At 40.1% G+C, this 20292-nt stretch carries 13 protein-coding genes; 7 read left to right on the top strand and 6 right to left on the bottom strand.

Annotation, left to right across the window (positions count from 1 at the left end):
* The first annotated feature begins 92 nt into the window (after positions 1 to 92).
* A complete protein-coding gene (locus ACE1CC_RS25240; RefSeq protein WP_413273194.1) occupies positions 93 to 1481 on the top strand; it encodes an AtzE family amidohydrolase in 1389 nt (462 codons plus the stop codon).
* Between the two features lie 85 nt (positions 1482 to 1566).
* Here the strand turns inward: ACE1CC_RS25240 and ACE1CC_RS25235 are convergent, their stop codons facing one another.
* Entirely contained in the window at positions 1567 to 2913 is a 1347-nt protein-coding gene (locus ACE1CC_RS25235) for an amidohydrolase family protein (RefSeq protein ID WP_413273193.1), read from the bottom strand.
* A gap of 129 nt (positions 2914 to 3042) precedes the next feature.
* Between ACE1CC_RS25235 and ACE1CC_RS25230 the strand changes: the two genes are divergently transcribed.
* The 3 genes from ACE1CC_RS25230 (at position 3043) to ACE1CC_RS25220 (ending at position 14234) form a co-directional block, all read left to right on the top strand.
* On the top strand, positions 3043 to 8415 hold the full coding sequence (locus ACE1CC_RS25230) for a trifunctional serine/threonine-protein kinase/ATP-binding protein/sensor histidine kinase (RefSeq protein WP_413273192.1): 5373 nt from the start codon (positions 3043 to 3045) through the stop codon (positions 8413 to 8415).
* Positions 8416 to 8538: 123 nt separating this feature from the next.
* Positions 8539 to 9975, top strand: a complete 1437-nt coding sequence (locus ACE1CC_RS25225) for a hybrid sensor histidine kinase/response regulator (protein ID WP_413273191.1) — start codon at positions 8539 to 8541, stop codon at positions 9973 to 9975.
* Positions 9976 to 10667: 692 nt separating this feature from the next.
* Positions 10668 to 14234 carry a choice-of-anchor D domain-containing protein gene (locus tag ACE1CC_RS25220; RefSeq protein ID WP_413273190.1) on the top strand — a complete coding sequence of 1189 codons (3567 nt, stop codon included), beginning with the start codon at positions 10668 to 10670 and terminating at the stop codon, positions 14232 to 14234.
* A gap of 65 nt (positions 14235 to 14299) precedes the next feature.
* Here the strand turns inward: ACE1CC_RS25220 and ACE1CC_RS25215 are convergent, their stop codons facing one another.
* On the bottom strand, positions 14300 to 14665 hold the full coding sequence (locus ACE1CC_RS25215) for a hypothetical protein (protein WP_413273189.1): 366 nt from the start codon (positions 14663 to 14665) through the stop codon (positions 14300 to 14302).
* Positions 14666 to 14810: 145 nt separating this feature from the next.
* Between ACE1CC_RS25215 and ACE1CC_RS25210 the strand changes: the two genes are divergently transcribed.
* On the top strand, positions 14811 to 15776 hold the full coding sequence (locus ACE1CC_RS25210) for an isopenicillin N synthase family dioxygenase (RefSeq protein ID WP_413273188.1): 966 nt from the start codon (positions 14811 to 14813) through the stop codon (positions 15774 to 15776).
* A gap of 68 nt (positions 15777 to 15844) precedes the next feature.
* Here ACE1CC_RS25210 and ACE1CC_RS25205 read toward each other — a convergent pair whose 3' ends face one another.
* Positions 15845 to 17254, bottom strand: coding sequence for an aminopeptidase P family protein (locus ACE1CC_RS25205; protein WP_413273195.1), 1410 nt, complete (start codon positions 17252 to 17254; stop codon positions 15845 to 15847).
* Positions 17255 to 17382: 128 nt separating this feature from the next.
* Here ACE1CC_RS25205 and ACE1CC_RS25200 point away from each other — a divergent pair, with 128 nt between their 5' ends.
* A complete protein-coding gene (locus tag ACE1CC_RS25200) occupies positions 17383 to 17841 on the top strand; it encodes a DUF4332 domain-containing protein (RefSeq protein ID WP_413273187.1) in 459 nt (152 codons plus the stop codon).
* A gap of 11 nt (positions 17842 to 17852) precedes the next feature.
* Positions 17853 to 18302 carry a hypothetical protein gene (locus ACE1CC_RS25195; RefSeq protein ID WP_413273186.1) on the top strand — a complete coding sequence of 150 codons (450 nt, stop codon included), beginning with the start codon at positions 17853 to 17855 and terminating at the stop codon, positions 18300 to 18302.
* On the opposite strand, the gene ACE1CC_RS25190 is transcribed toward ACE1CC_RS25195, so the two are convergent.
* The 3 genes from ACE1CC_RS25190 to ACE1CC_RS25180 are packed head-to-tail and all read right to left on the bottom strand — an operon-like array spanning position 18277 to position 20289.
* Positions 18277 to 19593: a site-specific DNA-methyltransferase gene (locus ACE1CC_RS25190; protein ID WP_413273185.1), complete on the bottom strand. Its 1317-nt coding sequence runs from the start codon at positions 19591 to 19593 to the stop codon at positions 18277 to 18279. The genes ACE1CC_RS25195 and ACE1CC_RS25190 overlap by 26 nt on opposite strands.
* A complete protein-coding gene (locus ACE1CC_RS25185; RefSeq protein WP_413273184.1) occupies positions 19594 to 19785 on the bottom strand; it encodes a hypothetical protein in 192 nt (63 codons plus the stop codon).
* Between the two features lie 27 nt (positions 19786 to 19812).
* Entirely contained in the window at positions 19813 to 20289 is a 477-nt protein-coding gene (locus ACE1CC_RS25180) for a DUF3368 domain-containing protein (protein ID WP_413273183.1), read from the bottom strand.
* Positions 20290 to 20292: the final 3 nt, after the last annotated feature.

The following is a 20292-nucleotide window of genomic DNA, read 5'->3' as shown; positions in this document are numbered from 1 at the left end:
TGTTGCGCTTTAGCGCTAAAATATAGCGCTAAATCGCAACAACGTACCTAGTTTCATCAATCCAAAATATAAAATCTAAAATCTAAAATCGAATGGCTTACGGTTTTCCTGATGCTACCCAAATCGCTGAAGTAGTTAGACAAAAAGAAGTTTCGGCTAAATCAATTGTCGCCGCATCATTAGCGCGAATTGCTGACCGAAATTACAAGTATAATTGCTTCACTAATGTCATAGCTGAAACCGCTTTGGCAGAAGCCGAAAAAATCGATCGATCTATTGCTGAAGGCAAAGATCCTGGCATTTTAGCGGGAGTTCCTTTTGCAGTTAAAAACCTCTTCGATGTTGCCGGAATCACAACTTTAGCCGGAGCAAAAATTAATGCCGAAAATCCGCCAGCTACCCGTGATGCTACCGCAGTTGCTAGGTTGAAAAAAGCAGGTGCAATCCTCGTTGGCGCATTAAATATGGACGAGTACGCCTACGGTTTTGTCACCGAAAATAGCCACTATGGGCCAACTCGAAACCCACATAATCTTAACTGTGTTGCAGGCGGTTCTTCCGGTGGTTCCGCTGCTGCTGTCGCCGCTGGACTCGTACCAATAACTTTAGGTTCTGACACCAACGGATCGATTAGAGTACCCGCAGCTTTTTGCGGAATTTTCGGTTTAAAACCTACTTATGGTCGTTTATCTCGATCGGGTGCATTCTTATTTGCTGCTAGCTTCGATCATATTGGCCCTTTTGCTCGATCGGTCAGAGATCTCGCCCTCATTTTTGATGTTTTGCAAGGCGAAGATAAGAGCGATCCAGTTTGTACTAAAAGACCTCCAGAACCTTGTTTACCACAATTAAATCAGGGAATTGAAGGTTTAAGAATTGCCATTGCTGACGAATACTTTGCCGAAAATGCAGAACCGGAAGTATTAGCAGCAGTCGCCAAAGTTGCTCTGGCTTTAAATACTACTGAAATAGTCACTATTCCCGAACCACATCGAGCAAGAGCAGCGGCATTTATTATTACTGCCAGTGAAGGCGCAAATTTACATTTAAAAAACATCAAATCTCGCCCCCAAGATTTTGATATTGCCACACGCGATCGCTTTATCGCCGGAGCATTAATTCCCACAAATTGGTATATTCAAGCCCAAAGATTTCGGCGTTGGTATCGCGATCGCATCCGAGAAATTTTCACCAATGTAGATATAATTATCGCCCCGACAACACCTTGCGCCGCCCCGGAAATTGGACAACAAAAAATGGTAATTGCTGGCGAAGAAATGTTAGTTCGTCCTAACTTAGGATTATTTACTCAACCTTTATCTTTTATCGGCTTACCAATAATTTCTGTACCCGTTCAACGTCCCGGCGACTTACCTTTAGGTGTACAAATTATCGGCGCACCTTACAAAGAAGCATTGGTTTTAAGAGTAGCAAAATACTTAGAAGATCGAGGCATTGTTTCCGCGCCAGTAGTACAGTGATTTTAGGGAACAGGGGGCAAGAAAACTGCTTAGAGATAATGTAGAGACGTTATATATAACGTCTCTACATTATCTCTACATTATCTTAAAACTTTTTGCTCCCTTGGGATCGATCGCAAGCTTTCCTCGCTCTCTCCCTTGCTTTGGCGATAACTTCCTTCTCATCCACTGTTAAAATTTGGCGATTTCGCATCACAATTTCCCCGTCTACCATCACAGTATGAACATCCGATCCTCTAGCTGAATAAACTAGAATCGCGATCGGATCGTGCAGCGGAGTTAAATGAGGAACTTGGGTATCAATTAAAATTAAATCAGCTAAAAAACCTGGTTGAATCGCACCTAAAGAATCACCCATGCCGATCGCCTTAGCACCACCTCTCGTTGCCATGCGAAACACATCTTTGGCGACTAAAATATCTGGCTGACGGGTAACAACTTTTTGCAAAAGTGCCGCATCTCTCATAGTTTGAATCATATCTTGAGTGTTGTTACAAGCAGGCCCATCGCACGCCAAACCGATATTAATATTTTTCGCTCTTAACTTAGGAATTGGCGCTACCCCAGAAGCTAAAATCATATTACTTGTAGGGTCATGAATGACATGAGAACCAGTCTCGGCAATTAACTCAATGTCAGAGTCAGAAAGGTGTACGCAATGATTTAACATTACTTGATTTCCTAATGCTCCCACATCTGCTAACATCTCGATATTACTTTTACCAGTGCGCTGTCTTACTAAGTCGTTATATTCTGGAGTTTCGGAAGTATGGAGGTGAATAAGTACATTTTTAGTTTGGGAAATTTGTACCGCATCTTCAAATGCTTGGGGACTCGAACTCCAAGGAACTAAAGGGCCAACACCAATGCGAGTTCTGCTAGTTTGACAATGACAAATTAAGTGTTCGGAACGGCGCATAATATCGGCACGAGTTTCGAGAAAACCGTCAAAAAAGTTATCATCGTTTGTACAACGGAAAAATATGGAACGAATACCTGTGCGATCTAAACTATTGACAGCGATTTCATCCACTCCGTCGCTATAATGAGGGGTAAAAAATACTTCGCAAATGGTGGTATTACCTGCTTTCAAATTTTCGATCGCGCCCAATTCCATACTAATAGCATAATCTTCCGGCTCAAAAGCTTGCATCAGAGGAATTTGTGCTTCCGAAAGCCAGTGTAATAGAGCACGATCGCTGCCCAAAGAACGTCCTAAAATCATACATAAATGGGTATGGGCGTTGATGAATCCGGGACAAACTAACATTCCAGTTGCATCAATCACTCGATCGACATTGGTATTTTCAGGTTCACCACTGCCAACAGCGACAATTTTGTTCCCTGCTATTAAAACATATCCGTTTTCGATGACCGTACCAGCATCGTCGCTAGTTAGAATCGTTCCGCCTGAAATTAGCCAATTAGACATTTGTTATTTGCCCTCACTGATTTAACCTTGTGGATTTTAACCTTTGAAGAATAAATAATTTTCGATGTTTTTTTGTCTTCCACCTTTGGGAATAATAATCGTGAACACCTGATGAGTTAAGTAATGGATATGGAAACGATCAATATTAGCACCAAGATTCCTGGCTATCGCATTACTGAGCAATTATACACAGGTGCGAAAACACTGGTATATCGAGCAGTTAGAGAATTAGACGAGCAACCTGTAGTTATCAAACTGCTCAGACAGGAATATCCTAGCTTTAGAGAATTGTTGCAATTTCGGAATCAGTACGCGGTCGCGAAAAATCTTGATTTACCAGGAGTGATTCGCTGCTACAGCTTAGAAAATTACCGCAATAGTTATCTGCTAATTATGGAGGATTTTGGGGGCATTTCTTTAAAAGAATATGTAGGGAATCAAAGTGTTGATTTAGCAGAGTTTTTCGCGATCGCTTTCCAAATAGTCACCGCTTTAGATGGACTCTACAGCCAACGAATTATACACAAAGATATTAAACCTGCAAATATTGTTATCAATCCCATTACCAAACAAGTTAAACTGATTGACTTTAGTATCGCTTCCCTACTTAAGAGAGAAACGCAGGAAATCAAAGGTACTAAAATTTTTGAAGGTACTTTAGCCTATATTTCCCCAGAACAAACTGGAAGAATGAATAGGGGAATTGATTATCGGACAGATTTTTATTCTCTGGGAGTGACTTTTTACGAATTACTAACTGGGAGACTGCCTTTTCCCACTAACGATCCAATGGAATTGGTACATTCTCACCTTACCAAACAACCGCTCGCCGTCCACTGTTTAAATCCTACCGTTCCCTTAGTATTATCAAAAATTCTTGAGAAATTAATCGCCAAAAATGCCGAAGATCGCTATCAAAGCGCCTTGGGAATTAAACATGATTTAGAGATTTGTTTAAATCAATGGCAAGAAACCGGAAATATTGAATTATTTGAGTTAGGTAAACGGGACATTTGCGATCGCTTTGTCATTTCCGAAAAACTTTATGGTCGTCAAACAGAAGTTAACACATTATTAGATGCGTTCGATCGCGTCAGTCAAGGTAGTAGCGAACTCATACTTGTCGCCGGATTTTCTGGTATTGGTAAAACCGCAGTTGTCAACGAAGTTCACAAACCAATTGTCCGACAAAGAGGCTATTTTATTAAAGGAAAATTTGACCAATTTGGGCGAAACATTCCCTTTTCCGCCTTCGTCCAAGCTTTCCGAGATTTAATGGAACAATTGCTCAGTGAAAGTGATGAACAACTCCAACAATGGCAGAGAAAAATTTTAGCCGCTTTGGGAGAAAACGGTCAAGTAATTATCGAAGTTATTCCCGAACTAGAACAAATTATCGGTCATCAACCAGCAGTTCCCGAACTTTTTGGCGAAGCAGCGCAAAATCGATTCAATCTCCTGTTTCAAAACTTTATTCAAGTCTTCGCAAATCAAGAACATCCCCTGACAATTTTTATTGATGACTTGCAGTGGACAGACTCCGCTTCCTTGAAATTAATCCAATTATTGATGAGCGAAACTGATGCTGGTTATTTGTTATTAATTGGCGCTTATCGAGATAACGAAGTTAGTCCGACACATCCATTAAATTTAACTTTAGAGAAACTGCAAAAATTGGGAGCAACTGTCAACACAATTACTCTGCCGCCTTTAGCTTTATTAGACTTAAATCAGTTAATTGCTGACACCCTGAATTGTCCATTAGAACTAGTACTTCCCCTGACAGAGTTAGTCTATCAAAAAACCAAGGGAAATCCATTTTTCAGCAATCAATTTATTAAATATTTATCGGAAGAACAGGTGATTAGTTTTAATTTTGAACTTGGCTATTGGCAATGTAACATGGCCCAAGTCAGGGCATTAGCGCCAACAGATGATATTGTGGAATTCATGGGACAACAATTGCAAAAATTACCCAAAAATACACAAGATGCTCTGAAACTGGCGGCTTGTATTGGCAACGAATTTGATTTGCATACATTAGCGATCGTCGCCCAAAAAACCTCCACAGAAATCGCCAATGATTTATGGATAGCATTACAAGAAGGATTGATCATTCCGAAAAATGAAGTTTACAAATTTTTCCAACAACATGAATTAGAAAAGGTCAATTCACCATTATCCATTGAGTCAAACAAGGCGGCTGCTTATAAATTTTTGCATGACAGAGTACAACAAGCTGCCTATTTTCTGATTCCCCAAGTGCAGAAAAATTTAATGCACCAACACATCGGCAAACTGCTTTTACAAAATACACCCCTTGCAGAAAGGGAAGAGAATATTTTTGAAATTGTCAACCATCTCAACATTGGTGCTAATGAAATTATAATTGAACCAGAAAAAGCAGAATTAATTCAACTTAATCGCATTGCTGGGCGCAAAGCTAAATTAGCTACAGCTTATGAACTTACTGCTAAATATTTGAATGTCGCTTTAAATTTGTTGAGTGAAGATTGCTGGGAAACAGAATATGAGCAAGCGATTAATGTTTATTTAGAAGCGATCGAAGCCGAGTACCTAAACGCCAACTTTGAAAAAGCCGAATCTTTAGCCCAAATTGCGCTTAAATGTGCCAACAATGGACTAGATCGAGTTAAAGTTTATGCCAAACAATTATTGCTGTTAATCACCCAAAATCGGCTGGCTGAAGTCTTACAAACAGCGACAACTGCTTTGCAAATTTTAGGAGTTGACTTACCAGAAAATCCCGATGCACCATCTACCTTTGTCAGCCAAATTCAAGAAGATATGAGGATTCAGGGAATTCAGCAAATTGAGGATTTATCTCGCTTAGATTTAATGACCGATCCCAACAAACTAGAAGCAATGCGAATTTTAATGATTTTGTTTGCTCCAGTATTGATTGGCTATCCTCATTTGATGCCACTTTTAGGGTTTAAAATGGTGGATTTGTGCATAAAATATGGCAATTCACCCTTAGCAACCTTTGCTTATGTTTTCTATGGTTGGTTACTTTGTGGAGTTTTGGGAGATATTAAAGCGGGATATCAATTTGGGCAATTAGGCGTGAATTTATTGTCCCAATTTAGTGTCAGCGAAATTAATTGTCGGACAGAAGAAGTATTTTATGGATTTGTTAAACATTGGCAAGATCCTTTAGTAACAACTCTCGATCCATTGCTCAAATCATTTCAAGCGGGGATTGATGTCGGAGATTTAGAATATGCAGGTTATAGTGCAACTATTTACTGCCACAATCTATTTTTCGTCGGACAACCTTTGGATTATGTAACTCAGGAACAAGAGAAATATATTAATGTGATGCGGAAGAATAAGCAAGAGTTCCTGATTCATTACACCAGTATTATTCGCCAATTAGGGTTACAATTCCAAGGAAAATCGTCAGCAAAATATCAACTGATTGGCGAAAGTTTTGATGAAGTAACTATGATGCCGGAGTTGATTGCCAAGAAAACGGTAATGTCAATCTTTTCGGTGTATAACTGCAAAGCCATACTTTGTTATTTCTTAAAAGACTTTCAGCAAGCTTTATCAAATGCGCGATCGGCAGATGAATATGTTATAGCAGTTGGCGGGATGAATGTTTTTGCTGAACACTACTTTTATTATTCCCTTGCCTTACTAGCTTGTGCCAATACCGCAACCGAAGATACCCGCTACGCCTATTTGGAACAAGTCAGTGCCAATCAAGAAAAAATGCAAGTTTGGGCGAATTATGCGCCAATGAACTATCAACATAAATATGATTTAATCGCCGCCGAAAACCTGCGAGTTTTGGGAAAAACTTGGCAAGCAGCCGAATTATACGATCGCGCAATTCAAAGCGCTAAACAAAACAATTATCTCCAAGAAGAAGCTTTGGCTAATGAACTCGCCGCCGAATTTTATTTAAGTCAAGGTAGAGATAAGTTAGCGCAAGTTTATTTAGTCGATGCTTACTACACTTATGAACGTTGGGGAGCAAAAATTAAAGTTCAGGATTTAAAACAACGTTATTCCCAACTACTTACTTCAATTATTGAACCAGAAATCCGTTACTTTCAGTCAATGCAAGCCACTCTAGGCAACCGAGAATTTCTCGAAAATACTGATACCAACATATCAATATCTCAGGAAACTTCTAGTAATTCTGAGGCGCTAGATTTACTAGATTTAGCAGCCGTAATTAAAGCATCACAAGCTTTGTCTGGGGAAATTCAAATCGATCAATTACTGGCTAAATTGATGCAAGTAGTGATGGAAAATGCAGGCGCAGATCGCGGAATGTTAATCCTTAACCGTGAGGGAAATTTAGAAATAGTAGCTCGCTGTTTTGGTTCGCGGGATTTCCAGCGGTTAAGTGTACCTGTAGAATCAAGTATTGAGGTTCCTTTGCCTGCGATTAATTTCGTTAAACGTACCCAAGAAACTCTGCTAATTAACGATGAGATAATTCCTACTTCCTTTGCCACCGATGCTTATTTTATTGCCAATCAACCCAAGAGTTTTTTGTGTAGTCCAATACTCAATCAGGGCAAATTAATTGGTATACTTTATTTAGAAAATAACGTTACTTGTGGAGCCTTTACGAGCGATCGCTTAGAAGTCCTCCAGCTACTCTCTTCTCAAGCCGCCATCTCTTTAGAAAACGCCATTCTTTACAGCACCTTAGAACAAAAAGTCGTAGAACGCACCCAAGAACTTTCTCAAGCTTTAGAAGACTTGAAAGCAACTCAAAAAAGGCTTGTAGAATCAGAAAAAATGGCAGCTTTAGGTAGCTTAGTAGCGGGAGTAGCACATGAAATTAACACACCAGTTGGCACCAGCATTACCGTAGCTTCTACCTTAGCTGATGCGACGCAAACATTTAAAAATGCTGTGGATCAAGGACAATTAAAGCGATCGACTGTCAACAACTATTTGGAGGTAGCAAGCGAAAGTACAAACTTGATTTTACATAATCTCCAACGTGCCGGAGAATTAATTCAAAGTTTCAAACAAGTAGCTGTGGATCAAGCTAATTTAGAAAAGCGCACTTTTGGCGTAAAATATTATTTAGAAGAAGTCTTACTTAGCCTTGCACCTCAATTCAAACAAGCTGGTCATCGCCTAACAATAGAAGGCGAGGAAACTATCACCATTGACAGTTATCCAGGTGCCTTGGCACAAATTGTCACCAATTTAGTAGTCAACTCCCTCACCCACGCCTATCAACCAGGAGAAAGCGGAAATTTACGATTAGAAATTTCCCAACAAAATCAAGAGGTAATCATTCAGTACAGTGATGATGGTTGTGGTATTCTTCAAGAAAATTTGGATAAAATATTCAATCCATTCTTTACTACAGCAAGAAATCAAGGAGGTAGCGGTTTAGGGTTACACATAGTTCACAACTTAGTTACCCAAAAACTTCAAGGAACGATCGATGTTAGTAGCGAACCTGGTTCGGGAACTCTATTTATGATGAAATTCCCTGTTTAGGAAGCAGGGTAACTCTCAAAGCAAAAAATTCCTTAACTCAAAATTCAAAACTCAGTAGGGGCAATTCATGAATTGCTCTACAAATCTCCAAACTATATTTCGTTTATTGTAGAGGATAAGTCGATGATTCTGGATAATAACAACCAACTTATGTTAGATGATGAGAATGACGATTTTTTGATAGTAGAAGATGACACTGATTTAATCGATGGGGAAGTTAACGCTTGGAAAGTGGCGATCGTAGATGACGATCCGACTGTCCACCAAGCAACAAAGTTAGCTTTAAAAAACTTTGCTTTTGAGAATAAATCCTTGAATTTTCTCTCAGCATACTCCGGTAGGGAAGCAAAGCAATTAATTGGGGAAAATCCTGATATTGCTTTCATTTTGTTAGATGTGGTGATGGAAACCAACGATGCAGGATTACAGGTGGTGCGGTATATTCGGGAGGAACTGAACAATCAAAACATTCAAATTATTTTACGCACAGGTCAACCAGGGGAAGCGCCAGAAGAATCGGTGATTATTGCTTACAAAATCAACGATTATAAACTTAAAACTGAAATAACCCGACAAAAACTGATTACTGCTGTGATTTCAGCTTTACGCGCCTACCAAAATGCGATCGACCTAGAAACACAAGCTAACAACTTAGCTCAAGCTTTGCATACTTTAGAAAAAGCCCAACTTCAGCTAATTCAAAGCGAAAAAATGTCTACTTTGGGTCATCTTGTCACTGGGATTGCTTACGAAATTAATAATCCTTTGGGATGGATTTCCGGTAACTTGAGTTTGCTCGAAGAATCAGTAACAAATTTATTACAGCTAGTTGAATTGCATCATCAAGAATTTCCTAACAGTTGCGCCGATATTAAATCAAAAATCGAGGAAACAGACCTAGAATACCTCCACAATGACTTACCTAAATTGATTAACTCAACCAAGGAAGGAATCTATCGCTTGCACCACTTGAGTAGCTGTTTAACCACCTTTTCCAAAACTGATAAAGGTGCTACTACGCTTAATATTCATGAATGTATCGACAGCACTTTGCTGATTCTGAAACATCGCTTGAGGGCAAACAAATATCATCCAGCAATTGAAGTATGGAAAGAATATGGCAATATACCTTGGGTTGAATGCTTCCCCGGACAATTAAATCAAGTATTGATGAATCTGCTCAACAATGCTATTGATGCAGTGAAAGAATCTAATCGAGGACGCAGTTTCGCAGATATTCAAGCAAATCCCAATCGGATTACCATTCACACAGCTATTGAGAATGAAAAACACATTGTTATCCGCATTCAAGATAACGGCGTGGGGATGTCCGAAGAAGTTCAGCAAAAAGCTTTTGAGCCATTTTTTACCACCAAACCTGCCCAAGGAGCAAGTGGGTTAGGATTAGCGATCGCTCGTCAAATTGTAGTCGAAAAACTTGGCGGCAGCATCGAAGTAAAATCATCTCCCCCTGAAGGTTCTGAGTTTGCGATCGTTCTGCCAAAGCAGCATCAGATGATCACACATCTGCTCCCTGACATTGACCTACTCCCCGAATAACTTGTTTTGGTCGATCTTTACGGTTAAAAACATCAAATCTCGCCCCCAAGATTTTGATATTGCCACATACGCGCTCTATATCGCAGCTGCATTAATTCCCGCAACTTGGTACATTTAAGCACAGAGATTTCGGCGTTGCGCGATCGCCTGCGAATAATTATCCGATCGGCGCACCCGACAAAAAATCATTAATTTTAAGAGTAGCAAAATACTTAGAAGATCCAGGAATTATTTTCGCACCAGTCATAAAGTAGATATTATATCATGTCCGGCTAATGAACCATAATATCCTTAATCCAAAACCCTGTAGAGACGTTGTATGCAACGTCTCTACAGTTGTATGCAACGTCTCTACAGTGGGGGTAATCGACCAGACATGATATTATCGATCGACTCGGTTAATAGGCAGAAATTTAGTTCTCAACCCCTCACATTATACTCGAGCTTGTTATTAACAAAAGAACCGAAATTGCTGAGTTAACTATCTGCTAACTCTGAGGAATAAACCTTATTAAAATATTTTTAATAATATGTCTGTGGTTAGGAATAAACCTATAAATAGGAAGATGAATAACATATTCCTTGAAAATATTTCAATTTAATGATCTATATAAGTGAAGAGGTAAATAAATAGACCTGATAGATAGCCTAAGCATATAGATATCAATTTATTAGGCGGTCAGGAGTTTAAAATGGCTATTTCACAAGCAGCAATTGGCAATAGTTTAATTATAGGTACACCTGCGCCCGATTCTATTGCCGGATTAGAAAATACAGACACAATTTTAGGCGCAGAAAGCGCAGATATTCTAATTGCTAATCAAGACCTAGATATGATCAATGGCAACCAAGGCAGCGACTCAATTACAGGCAGTCAAAGTGCCGAAATGTTGCGTGGAGGTCAGAATAATGATTTTATTACTGGTGACAACGGTGAGGATACTATATTAGGTGATTTAGGTAGCGACACTCTCATTGGCGATCGAGGAGACGACGTAATATTTGGTGCTCCTTATGAAGATGTAGACTTTGCCGGAGATGGCAGCGACTTCCTATACGGAGGACAAGGAAAAGATACACTATATGGGGGTGCTGACAACGATTTATTATCTGGTAATGAAGATTCAGACATTCTTTTTGGTAACACAGGTAACGACACAATTTACGGCGGACAGAACAACGATACCATATATGGTGGTCAAGAAAATGACCAACTTTTTGGTGACAAAGGTAACGATGTTCTTTGGGGAGATTTAGGAACAGATACCTTAAATGGTGGTAGTGGCGATGATGTATTTGTTATTGGTAGACGCAACGATGTAGCTGGTTTTCTGAGTACAGGTGGAAGTACGATCGCACAAGCCACTAAAATTACAGATTTTGGCGATGGATTAGATTTAATCGCCTTAACAGGAGGACTAACTTTTGACGACCTAGACATTTTTCAAGGTAGCGGAGAAAATGTCGGAAATACTATAATACAAGACAAATCAACAGGTCAATTTTTAGCCAACTTACAAGGAATAGACTCCAGCAGCCTTACCAAAGCTGACTTCACCTATTCCACCATTAGAATCAACAACTACCTATCATTCGATCGACCAACATATACCATTGCCGAAGATGGCACACCAGCACTTAATATTGCCATCAATCGCACAGGTGGTATTGATGAAGCCGTCAGCGCCACACTATTTGCCACCGATGGAACAGCTACCTCTCCAAATGATTACAATAACACCCCAATTACAGTTAATTTTGCACCCGGAGAAACCACTCAAACAGTTGCAATTCCCATCATTTCAGATGACATAGCAGAAGGCGAAGAAACCTTCAATTTAAGTTTAGGTTTTCCCTTCAACGGTGCTACAGTTGGAACACCAGAAACAGCCACAGTTACCATTACAGATAACGGCGATACAGTAGGATCTGCTGATGCCGGAACAATCGAATTTAGCAGTCCCACCTTTGCCGTTAATGAAGATGGCGCACCAATAGCATTAGTAACCCTAAATCGCACTGGTGATGGTAGCGGCGCAGTAAGTACAAAAGTGTTATTAAATGGTGGTACTGCTCTTGGAGTTGGTGGAAACACACCTTTAGCCGAACCCGCAGACTACGACAACAGCTTTATTACTGTTGAATGGGAAGACGGAGATACTACTCCAAAAACGATCGACATTCCCATCGTTGACGACTCATTAATTGAAGGTACTGAAACACTTAATTTGACCTTGTGTGATTGCACAGGCGGCGCAACAGTTGGCGAACAAAGTACCGCTGTTCTCAGCATTATTGATAATGAAGGTATACCCTCTACATTAAATCCAGAAATTGATTTATTTGTAGGCGGAACAGGTATTCCTGACGATACCGGAGAAGTTGATTTTGGTACTGCTAATGTGGGTGACGATCTCACTAAAACCTTCACCATTCAAAATACCAGTTCCACCGATACTCTGAACATTAATGGTTGGGAAATACCCGAAGGTTATTGTTTAGAAGGAACTATTCCCGGAGTTGTTGAACCCAATAGCCAAGCCAACTTTACTGTCTCAGTCGATACAATGATGGCAGGAAATCCTTCCGGGATAATTGCAATTAATACTAACGATCGCGATGAAAGTCCTTTTAATTTCGCTGTTTCTGCCTTAATAGAAAAGAATGGTGATACTACTCCACCCGATTTTGAAGGCGGCGAAATTCAAGTTCTAGACCAAGGCATTTTTGACTTGACTGATGATAGTCCTATCCCCGTTGACTTTGGGGAAGCTAACGTAGGTGAAACTCTCAGCAAAACCTTCACCATTAAAAATACCAGCAGTCAAAATCCACTGAGTTTAAGCAACTTGACTTTACCCGATGGATTCAGTTTATCTGGGGAATTTCCTAACAGTATTGCCCCCAACAGCCAACAAGATATCACCGTTAACGTTGACACTTCTACCGTTGGTAATCTTGATGGTACTTTAAGTTTTCAAACTAGCGATAGTGACGAAAATCCCTTTAATTTCGGCATCAAAGCCACCATTAACCAAGAAACTTCGACTCCACAAGGCGGCGAAATTGAAGTTCTAGACCAAGGCATTTTTGACCTGACTGATGATAGTCCGATTCCCGTTGACTTTGGGGAAGCTAACGTAGGTGAAACTCTCAGCAAAACCTTCACTATTAGAAATACCAGCAGTCAAAATCCACTGAGTTTAAGCAACTTGACTTTACCCGATGGATTCAGTTTATCTGGGGAATTTCCTAACAGTATTTCCCCCAACAGTGAAGAAACAATCACCGTTAACGTTGACACTTCTACCGTTGGTAATCTTGATGGTACTTTAAGTTTTCAAACTAGCGATAGTGACGAAAATCCCTTCAATTTCGGCATCAAAGCCATCGTTAACGAAGGAACTCATACCCAACAAGGCGGCGAAGTTGAAGTTTTAGATGGTGGAGTTGAAATTAGCGATGGTAGTACTAGCGTCTATGACTTGGGAATTGTTGATATCGAGGAAAGTCTGGCAAAAACCTTTACTATCAGAAATATTAGTGATAGTGAAGAACTGGTTTTAAGCAACTTGACTTTACCTGATGGATTTAGTTTGGCAGGTGATTTTCCTGATACGATCGCACCCAATAGCGAAGCTAGTTTCAGCATTAGTGTAAACACAACTACAGTGACTAACTGGGAAGGAACTCTCTCCTTTGAAACTAATGATACTGATGAAAATCCCTTTGATTTTGCCATTGGTGCCACAGTCAGAGATCCTTCTGCACCAGTAGAAATATTTGGCAGTCCAGGTCGAGATAGAATTCAAGGAGATGATAATGGCGTGGATATTATCTCTCCTGGTGGTGGTGCAGATATTATCACTTGGACTAATGTTCCACCACAAGGTATTACCGATGAAATCATTGGTTTTATGCCTAATCAAGATAAACTGCAATTTGCTGTAGCCAACTTCGGAGGTATTTCTAATATCATCCCTGTCACTGTTACTCAATTGTTAAGTGATGGCACAAACATTAGTGGGAATAACCTGATTATCTTCGATGAAGGTATCTCATTTGCCGATCGCTCTGAGGTAGATCTAGCATTAGCAGAACAAAACGGTACGTCGGACTTCCCAGCTTTCTTCCTGTACTCCGCTGGCAAAGAAAGGTTCTTAGGTTACGATCCAATTCTCAACAGTGCTGGTGATGCAACAAACATTGCTAAATTTGATGTCGCACCAACCGCAGAAAGTTTTAGTTTCTTCAACTAAGCATCAATCTAGAGACTAAAAATCATGTAGAGACGTTATATATAACGTCTCTACTTTATTTCAGTTTAATTTTCTGCTTCTTCTACTTTCCGACTCCGACAAACTCCCCGAATTACTTGATCCTGCTGACCAAAACTTATATTAATAATTTCCCCGGTTTTTGTGACAATAGTAGCTTGGGTAGGAGAAATAGTAGTAAACAAACCACCAGTTTCATAAGCGCTTCTTTCTGCTTCTGCACGCTGTCTACCAATAAGTTGTTGCCAACCACCTAAACGCGGATTTTTATCATTTTTCCTCGCAGTACAAGCTAACAATTCCTCTTGACTTTGCTCGTTATTTGTTCTATTAGATGGCTCTGTCTGAGCATAGCCAGGAAGAACGAGACTATTCACAGTAATAGCAATTGCGGTGAGGATGACTGTTCTCATATCCAACTTGGGCTTTAGGTGAATAAACTAACGATCGCATTTAAGGTAGCATTGTTCCTAGTTACTGAGAAATAGGTACGTTGTTGCGCTTCAGCGCTCTTATTAGCGCTGAAGCGCAACTACGTACTAAAAGCCGGAGGTTAAAATGTCTACTACCTTTAGCCAAATTCCTATTATTGATTTTGCTCCTTTTATTAATGGTGATGCAAATAGTAAAAATTTAATTGCTAACCAAGTTAATCAAGCTTGTCAAGGAATAGGCTTTATGTATATCAAAAATACTGGCATATCCGAAAATTTAATTAAGCAAGTTTTTAGAGAAGCGAAAATATTTTTTGCTTTGCCAATAACAGTTAAAAATCAATTAGCTTGGTCAGACGAATTTAGTAATCGAGGTTACGTTGGGATTGAAAGAGAACGCCTCAATCCTGAACAACCAGGAGATTTAAAAGAAGCTTTTAATGTGGGCAAAGAAGATAATTCAACTAACTTCAATTTCGGACAAAATAACACTAGTTTAATTTGTAATCCTTGGCCTAGTGGAGAGGAGAATTTCCGAGAAACAGTTTTAAACTTTTATCAAGCTTGCACAGAAACAGCGAACATTATTTTAGAAGCTTTTGCGATCGCCCTTCAACAACCAACAAACTTTTTCACAAATACCCACACAGCCCAAAACCACACCCTACGCTTACTACATTATCCACCTTTACAACAAACACCAAAACCCGGACAAGTAAGAGCAGGTGAACATTCAGATTATGGCAGCATTACCTTATTATTTCAAGATGAAATAGGCGGATTAGAAGTTTGTACAACTGCCGGAAAATGGATTGCTGCACCGACAATTCCCGATACAATTTTAGTGAACACAGGTGACTTAATGCAGCGCTGGACAAATCACGTTTTTTGTTCTACCAAACATCGAGTAATGATTCCTGAAGATGAGAAAAAAGCAGTTTCTCGTTATTCTATTGCTTTTTTCTGCCATCCAAATGATGATACCCTAATTGAAGCTATTTCCAGTTGTGTAAGGGAGGATTTTCCGCAACTTTATCCCCCCATCTCGGCTGGTGATTATTTGCTTAGTCGATTGCAAGCAACCTACTGATTTTAGATTTTCGATTTTAGATTTTAGATAAAACTCTGAAAATCCAAAATCCAAAATCTAAAATTAATTTAGCTGTTAACCAGATGTTCGATCGCATCTGGATGAGTCGGCAATTCCCCAGTAATTACCTCACAACCAGAATCCGTAACCAACACATCGTTTTCAATGCGAATTCCCCGCACATCAGAGAATTGCGCCAAGCGATCCCAATCCACAAACTCTTGGAAAGTTTCGCGGCGATCGGGATAATTCAAAAGTGAAGGAACTTGATAGAAACCAGGTTCAATACTTACCAACATTCCCGATTGTAAAGGACGATCTAAACGGAGGAATTTTAAGCCAAAGCGATCGCTTCTCTTTCGCCCCAACTCATACCCCGACAAATCGCCCAAATCCTCCATATCATGAACATCTAAACCAATTAAATGCCCAATTCCATGAGGGAAAAATGCCGCATGAACATCATTTTCCACCAACTCTTCCACATCACCTTTCAGGATGCCCAACTGTACCAATCCGTAGGTGAGAGTTGTCGCCGCCTGAAGATGAATATCCTTATATTCCACCCCTGGCGCAACTTTAGCGATACAGGCATCATGGGCCGATCGTACCACCTCATAAATATCACGTTGCGTCGGTGAAAACTTACCCGAAACAGGCCAAGTGCGCGTCACATCAGAAGCCCACCCCAGCGCCGTTTCCGCGCCCACATCCACCAGCAACAAATCCCCCGGATTTATCGCCCGGTAATGCTGTTCGTTGTGTAGCACTTCTCCATGAACCGTGACAATGCTGTTATAAGCACAGTTCATTTGCTGGGCTAAAATCACATTTTCCATCGCCGCCCGGACTTGGGCCTCAAACCGGACATGACGAGTCGCCGCCATTCCCGCCCGATGCGCCTGTACCGTACAAGCAGCAGCCTTGCGTAACTCAGCCAAAGCCCCAGCATCGTGAGTTAGCCGCAATTGGACAATAGCATAAGCTAATTCCCAATCAATCCAACTTAAGGAACTAGCCGAATACAGCCAACGATGCAGCATATTTGACTGTTGCTGTTGCAAGTAAACATCTTGAACCGGAATTGTAGCGCTACTGTATGCCCTCGACCACAATTCTGACATTGGGAAAGCGATATTTGCCCCAATCAGTTCCGCAACTTCTTCCCTGAGTAAGCTTTTCCCATGCCACAGTTCATCATCTAAACTGGGTTCATCCATGTACAGTTCCAGCGTTCCTGGTGGTTCCATGCGAATCGCTACATTTTCCAGAGGTATACCAGCAAAGTAAAGAAAATGGCTGCTGGCGCGAAAAGGTAACTTGTTTCCCGGAAAATTCCGAGAACTGCGAACCCCTGACCAGAGGACGACCGGAAACTTAATCATTTTAAAGAGTTTTTGCCGTCTTTTGCGGAGAGTATCAGCAAGGGAAACCCGGCTGCCATTAGTCTCCGCGAAAGAAGCTGTTTGTGTCAGCATAAAAGGAAAATTGTTAATTGACTCCGCTGGCCTTTCGATCGTGAGTTGCATTATCTGAACTAACCCTCCGGGAGCATATCTCTTTGTCAGAATAACAAAAGAGTTAAGTTTGAGAGTAGGACAAAAGAATGACTCTTCAGCCCAATGCTGCGAAAAACAGCATCAAGTTTAGTGATTTGCCAATTGTACAACTACCCGGATTGAGTGCCCAAGACTGCGCCCAACTCTCCGAATGTGGCATCAATACTACTGTGCAATTGTTGGTAAAAGCAAATACCTCGGAAAAGAAATTAGCCTTAGCCAGTCAATTACAGAAACCCATACATCACGTCCAAAAATGGGTAGCATTAGCAGATTTAGCCCGGATTCCCAGCGTCGGCTGTCAATACTGTGGCTTACTGTTACACGCTGGCATCGCCTCAGTCAACCAACTAGCCCAAAGTTCCGCCCACAAAGTACATCAACAAATCTTGAAATTACAAGTTTCCACCATGCAGCGTCGTGACCTTTGTCCCCCTGTCGAAGAAGTTTCTCAGTGGATTCAACAGGCGAAAACACTTTTGAGTAAGTCACAAAAAGCAAGCTAAGAGGGTATGCAGTGAACTCATTTCGGGATTACAAAAATCTAGCTTCTCAGTACATCACTTTTGTTGATTCAGCGTTTTATCCCGACTATCTAGATCAAGCACCAGCACTTTACAAAGTTTTGCCAAATTGGAAATCTAAAACTCCAGCAGATATTTTTATTTCTCGTAACGATCGCACTCCCTTAGTTGTAGGTTTTGCTCGTTACGATACCGATCGAGGCGGAGGACAGGAGGACGATCGCATCAGTGGAAATAGAGATAAAGTTACACAGATTCTCGAATATGCCGAAACCTACAAAATACCTCTAAAAATACTTTTTCTTAATGATGGCCCAGGACTAACTCTTGGTTCAATGTGGAATGATTATGCAGATTTGGAAGACAATGGACAAGGAAAAGTAATGGTATGTACTCTAAAAATGCTAGATGAAAGATTCACCAAAGATTGGCTTGAAAGTTAAGTTTATTTTTCCAAGCTTCAACTGTATTTTCTGGAATAGGTTTTAAATCTGAAGCAATCTCAAAATACATATCCAGTCCACTGTGCAAAATTCTATTTGTATTAATCAAAAGTTCCTGTTTCGGCGTACTTCCATTACCATTAACAAAATCACCCATTGCTTGAGTTCCATTAGCTAAACGATGAACTGTAATGTCCATTGCTAAGGGTGAATTATCTATGCCTATCCACTCTCTTTCTAGTTCCTCTGCAACTGCAACTGTAGTTCCACTTCCCAAAAAAGCATCTAATACAAGATCGCCTTTATTGGAAGAAGCAAGTATAATTCGCTTGAGAAGTTCGGGATTTTTTTCAGTCGGATAACCTGTAATCTTAATATTTTGATTATGAGCATCCTTGAACTCTAGCCAAATATCTTGAACTGCAATACCCTTACTATTATCAAAGTATACTTTCCTTCGAGGATTACCTGTTGGCGACCAATAAATTTCGCCTCTGGCATCCATTTCATCTAAAAGTTTTGGGGTGTATTGCCAATGTTTACCAGGTGGCGGAAGCATACCTCTCCAAGGTTTACCTGTTTCGCCTTTTCTCACTCCAGGTGCATGAATAGGCACTTTTTTGTAGAGTCTTCCTGTCTCTTCTTCTATGTACTGATATTCTTTTTTAGCGGTAGCATCTGTCCAAGCTTCAAAGGGTTGATTCCAGACATAATCATCACTTTTTGTATAAAAAAGAATGTAGTCGGAAATATTTCCGTATTGCTTGCGGGTGTAATTTTTCGGATTGCATTTTTTCCGAGTAATCCAATTCCGAAAGTTCTTCGATCCGAAAATTTCATCCATTAAGACTTTGACAGGAAAAGCCATCTTTTCATCTAAATGGAGATAGATAGATCCACGATCTGCTAATAGTTCTCTCAGTAAAATCAAACGTTGGCGAATAAATTCTAAATAATCTGCTCCGTCAAGAAAATCGTGATAGGCATGAGTTTGTTTTCTAGACTCAAATCCTAGTCCGGTAGCGTAAGGTGGATCGATATAAATTAATCCAACTTTTCCCGCAATATTAGGATTATCTAATAAAGCCCGAATAACTCTTAAATTCTCTCCGTAAATTAGCTGATTTTTCGGTTGTTTATCTAAGCTGATAACTCGATGTAGTTCGGCTGGAGGAGTATTAAATATTTCTGTAATAGAGGCTTTTCCTTCATATTCTAAGCGAAATGATTGCTTAGGATTAGTCTTCAAGTTATCTTTGTTTTTAGTTTTCCCTGGTATTCCTGTTGCCATTTAACTGTTAATTCTTTTAGATTCATCAATTAAATTTAGCACTTCTTGTTCTACAATTTTCGATCGCACTAAATCTAACCCATCTTGGTCTGCTAATGCAATAATCTCCATTATGTATTCCCGCACCTGCTGGGCAATATCAGGTTGCCATTGACGCACTTTCATATCAAGTTCTTGAATTAAAGCATCCATAACAAACTTTTTAGCAATAATGAGTTATCAGGAAAATTCTTTAAGCAAATCCTCAACGAGTTGGGGAGAGACACGGAAATTTGTAGTTTGCAACAGTTGTTTCAAAGTCTCAGGAAAGTCAATCCATTTCCGCCTACCTGCCTCACCCAAAATCCCTAATAGACCAGTAATTTTGATGCCAAGCTGTTGAGCAATTTGACGAGCCGCTAAATCATCAACAATAAGTAAATCAGCTTGTAGGGACTGAGCGAGAAGAATAGCAGCCTGTTCACCAGCTTGTAGACGTTGTAAAGGAGCATAATTTCCTGGGGGAACTGTGCGAATTTCAAGCCATTGAGGAGGTTTAGCTATCCAGTCTTGTAGTACAATTGGCGCACCTGTGGCTTGCATTTCGGCTTGAACAACATCAGGAATAATTAAGTTTGAGTAGAGGCGTGGTAATAGGTCAAGTTGGTTGATAAGTAGTAAGTAGAGAATAGGTGAAGTATCAGAAATGACAATCATCGG

The sequence above is a fragment of the Floridaenema aerugineum BLCC-F46 genome, from assembly GCF_041929345.1.
In the GTDB taxonomy this organism is placed as follows: Bacteria; Cyanobacteriota; Cyanobacteriia; order Cyanobacteriales; family Aerosakkonemataceae; genus Floridanema; species Floridanema aerugineum.
Note: the sequence above shows the minus strand (reverse complement) of the source record. Positions and strands in the feature narration are given on the sequence as shown.

Bases quoted from the DNA above. Each gene is read 5' to 3' on its own strand.
- ACE1CC_RS25180 (WP_413273183.1), bottom strand. From the start codon at position 20,289: ATGATTGTCATTTCTGATACTTCACCTATTCTCTACTTACTACTTATC.
- ACE1CC_RS25215 (WP_413273189.1), bottom strand. From the start codon at position 14,665: ATGAGAACAGTCATCCTCACCGCAATTGCTATTACTGTGAATAGTCTC.
- ACE1CC_RS25200 (WP_413273187.1), top strand. From the start codon at position 17,383: ATGACTCTTCAGCCCAATGCTGCGAAAAACAGCATCAAGTTTAGTGAT.
- ACE1CC_RS25205 (WP_413273195.1), bottom strand. From the start codon at position 17,254: ATGCTGACACAAACAGCTTCTTTCGCGGAGACTAATGGCAGCCGGGTT.
- ACE1CC_RS25210 (WP_413273188.1), top strand. From the start codon at position 14,811: ATGTCTACTACCTTTAGCCAAATTCCTATTATTGATTTTGCTCCTTTT.
- ACE1CC_RS25235 (WP_413273193.1), bottom strand. From the start codon at position 2,913: ATGTCTAATTGGCTAATTTCAGGCGGAACGATTCTAACTAGCGACGAT.
- ACE1CC_RS25185 (WP_413273184.1), bottom strand. From the start codon at position 19,785: ATGGATGCTTTAATTCAAGAACTTGATATGAAAGTGCGTCAATGGCAA.
- ACE1CC_RS25225 (WP_413273191.1), top strand. From the start codon at position 8,539: ATGATTCTGGATAATAACAACCAACTTATGTTAGATGATGAGAATGAC.
- ACE1CC_RS25220 (WP_413273190.1), top strand. From the start codon at position 10,668: ATGGCTATTTCACAAGCAGCAATTGGCAATAGTTTAATTATAGGTACA.
- ACE1CC_RS25190 (WP_413273185.1), bottom strand. From the start codon at position 19,593: ATGGCAACAGGAATACCAGGGAAAACTAAAAACAAAGATAACTTGAAG.
- ACE1CC_RS25240 (WP_413273194.1), top strand. From the start codon at position 93: ATGGCTTACGGTTTTCCTGATGCTACCCAAATCGCTGAAGTAGTTAGA.
- ACE1CC_RS25230 (WP_413273192.1), top strand. From the start codon at position 3,043: ATGGAAACGATCAATATTAGCACCAAGATTCCTGGCTATCGCATTACT.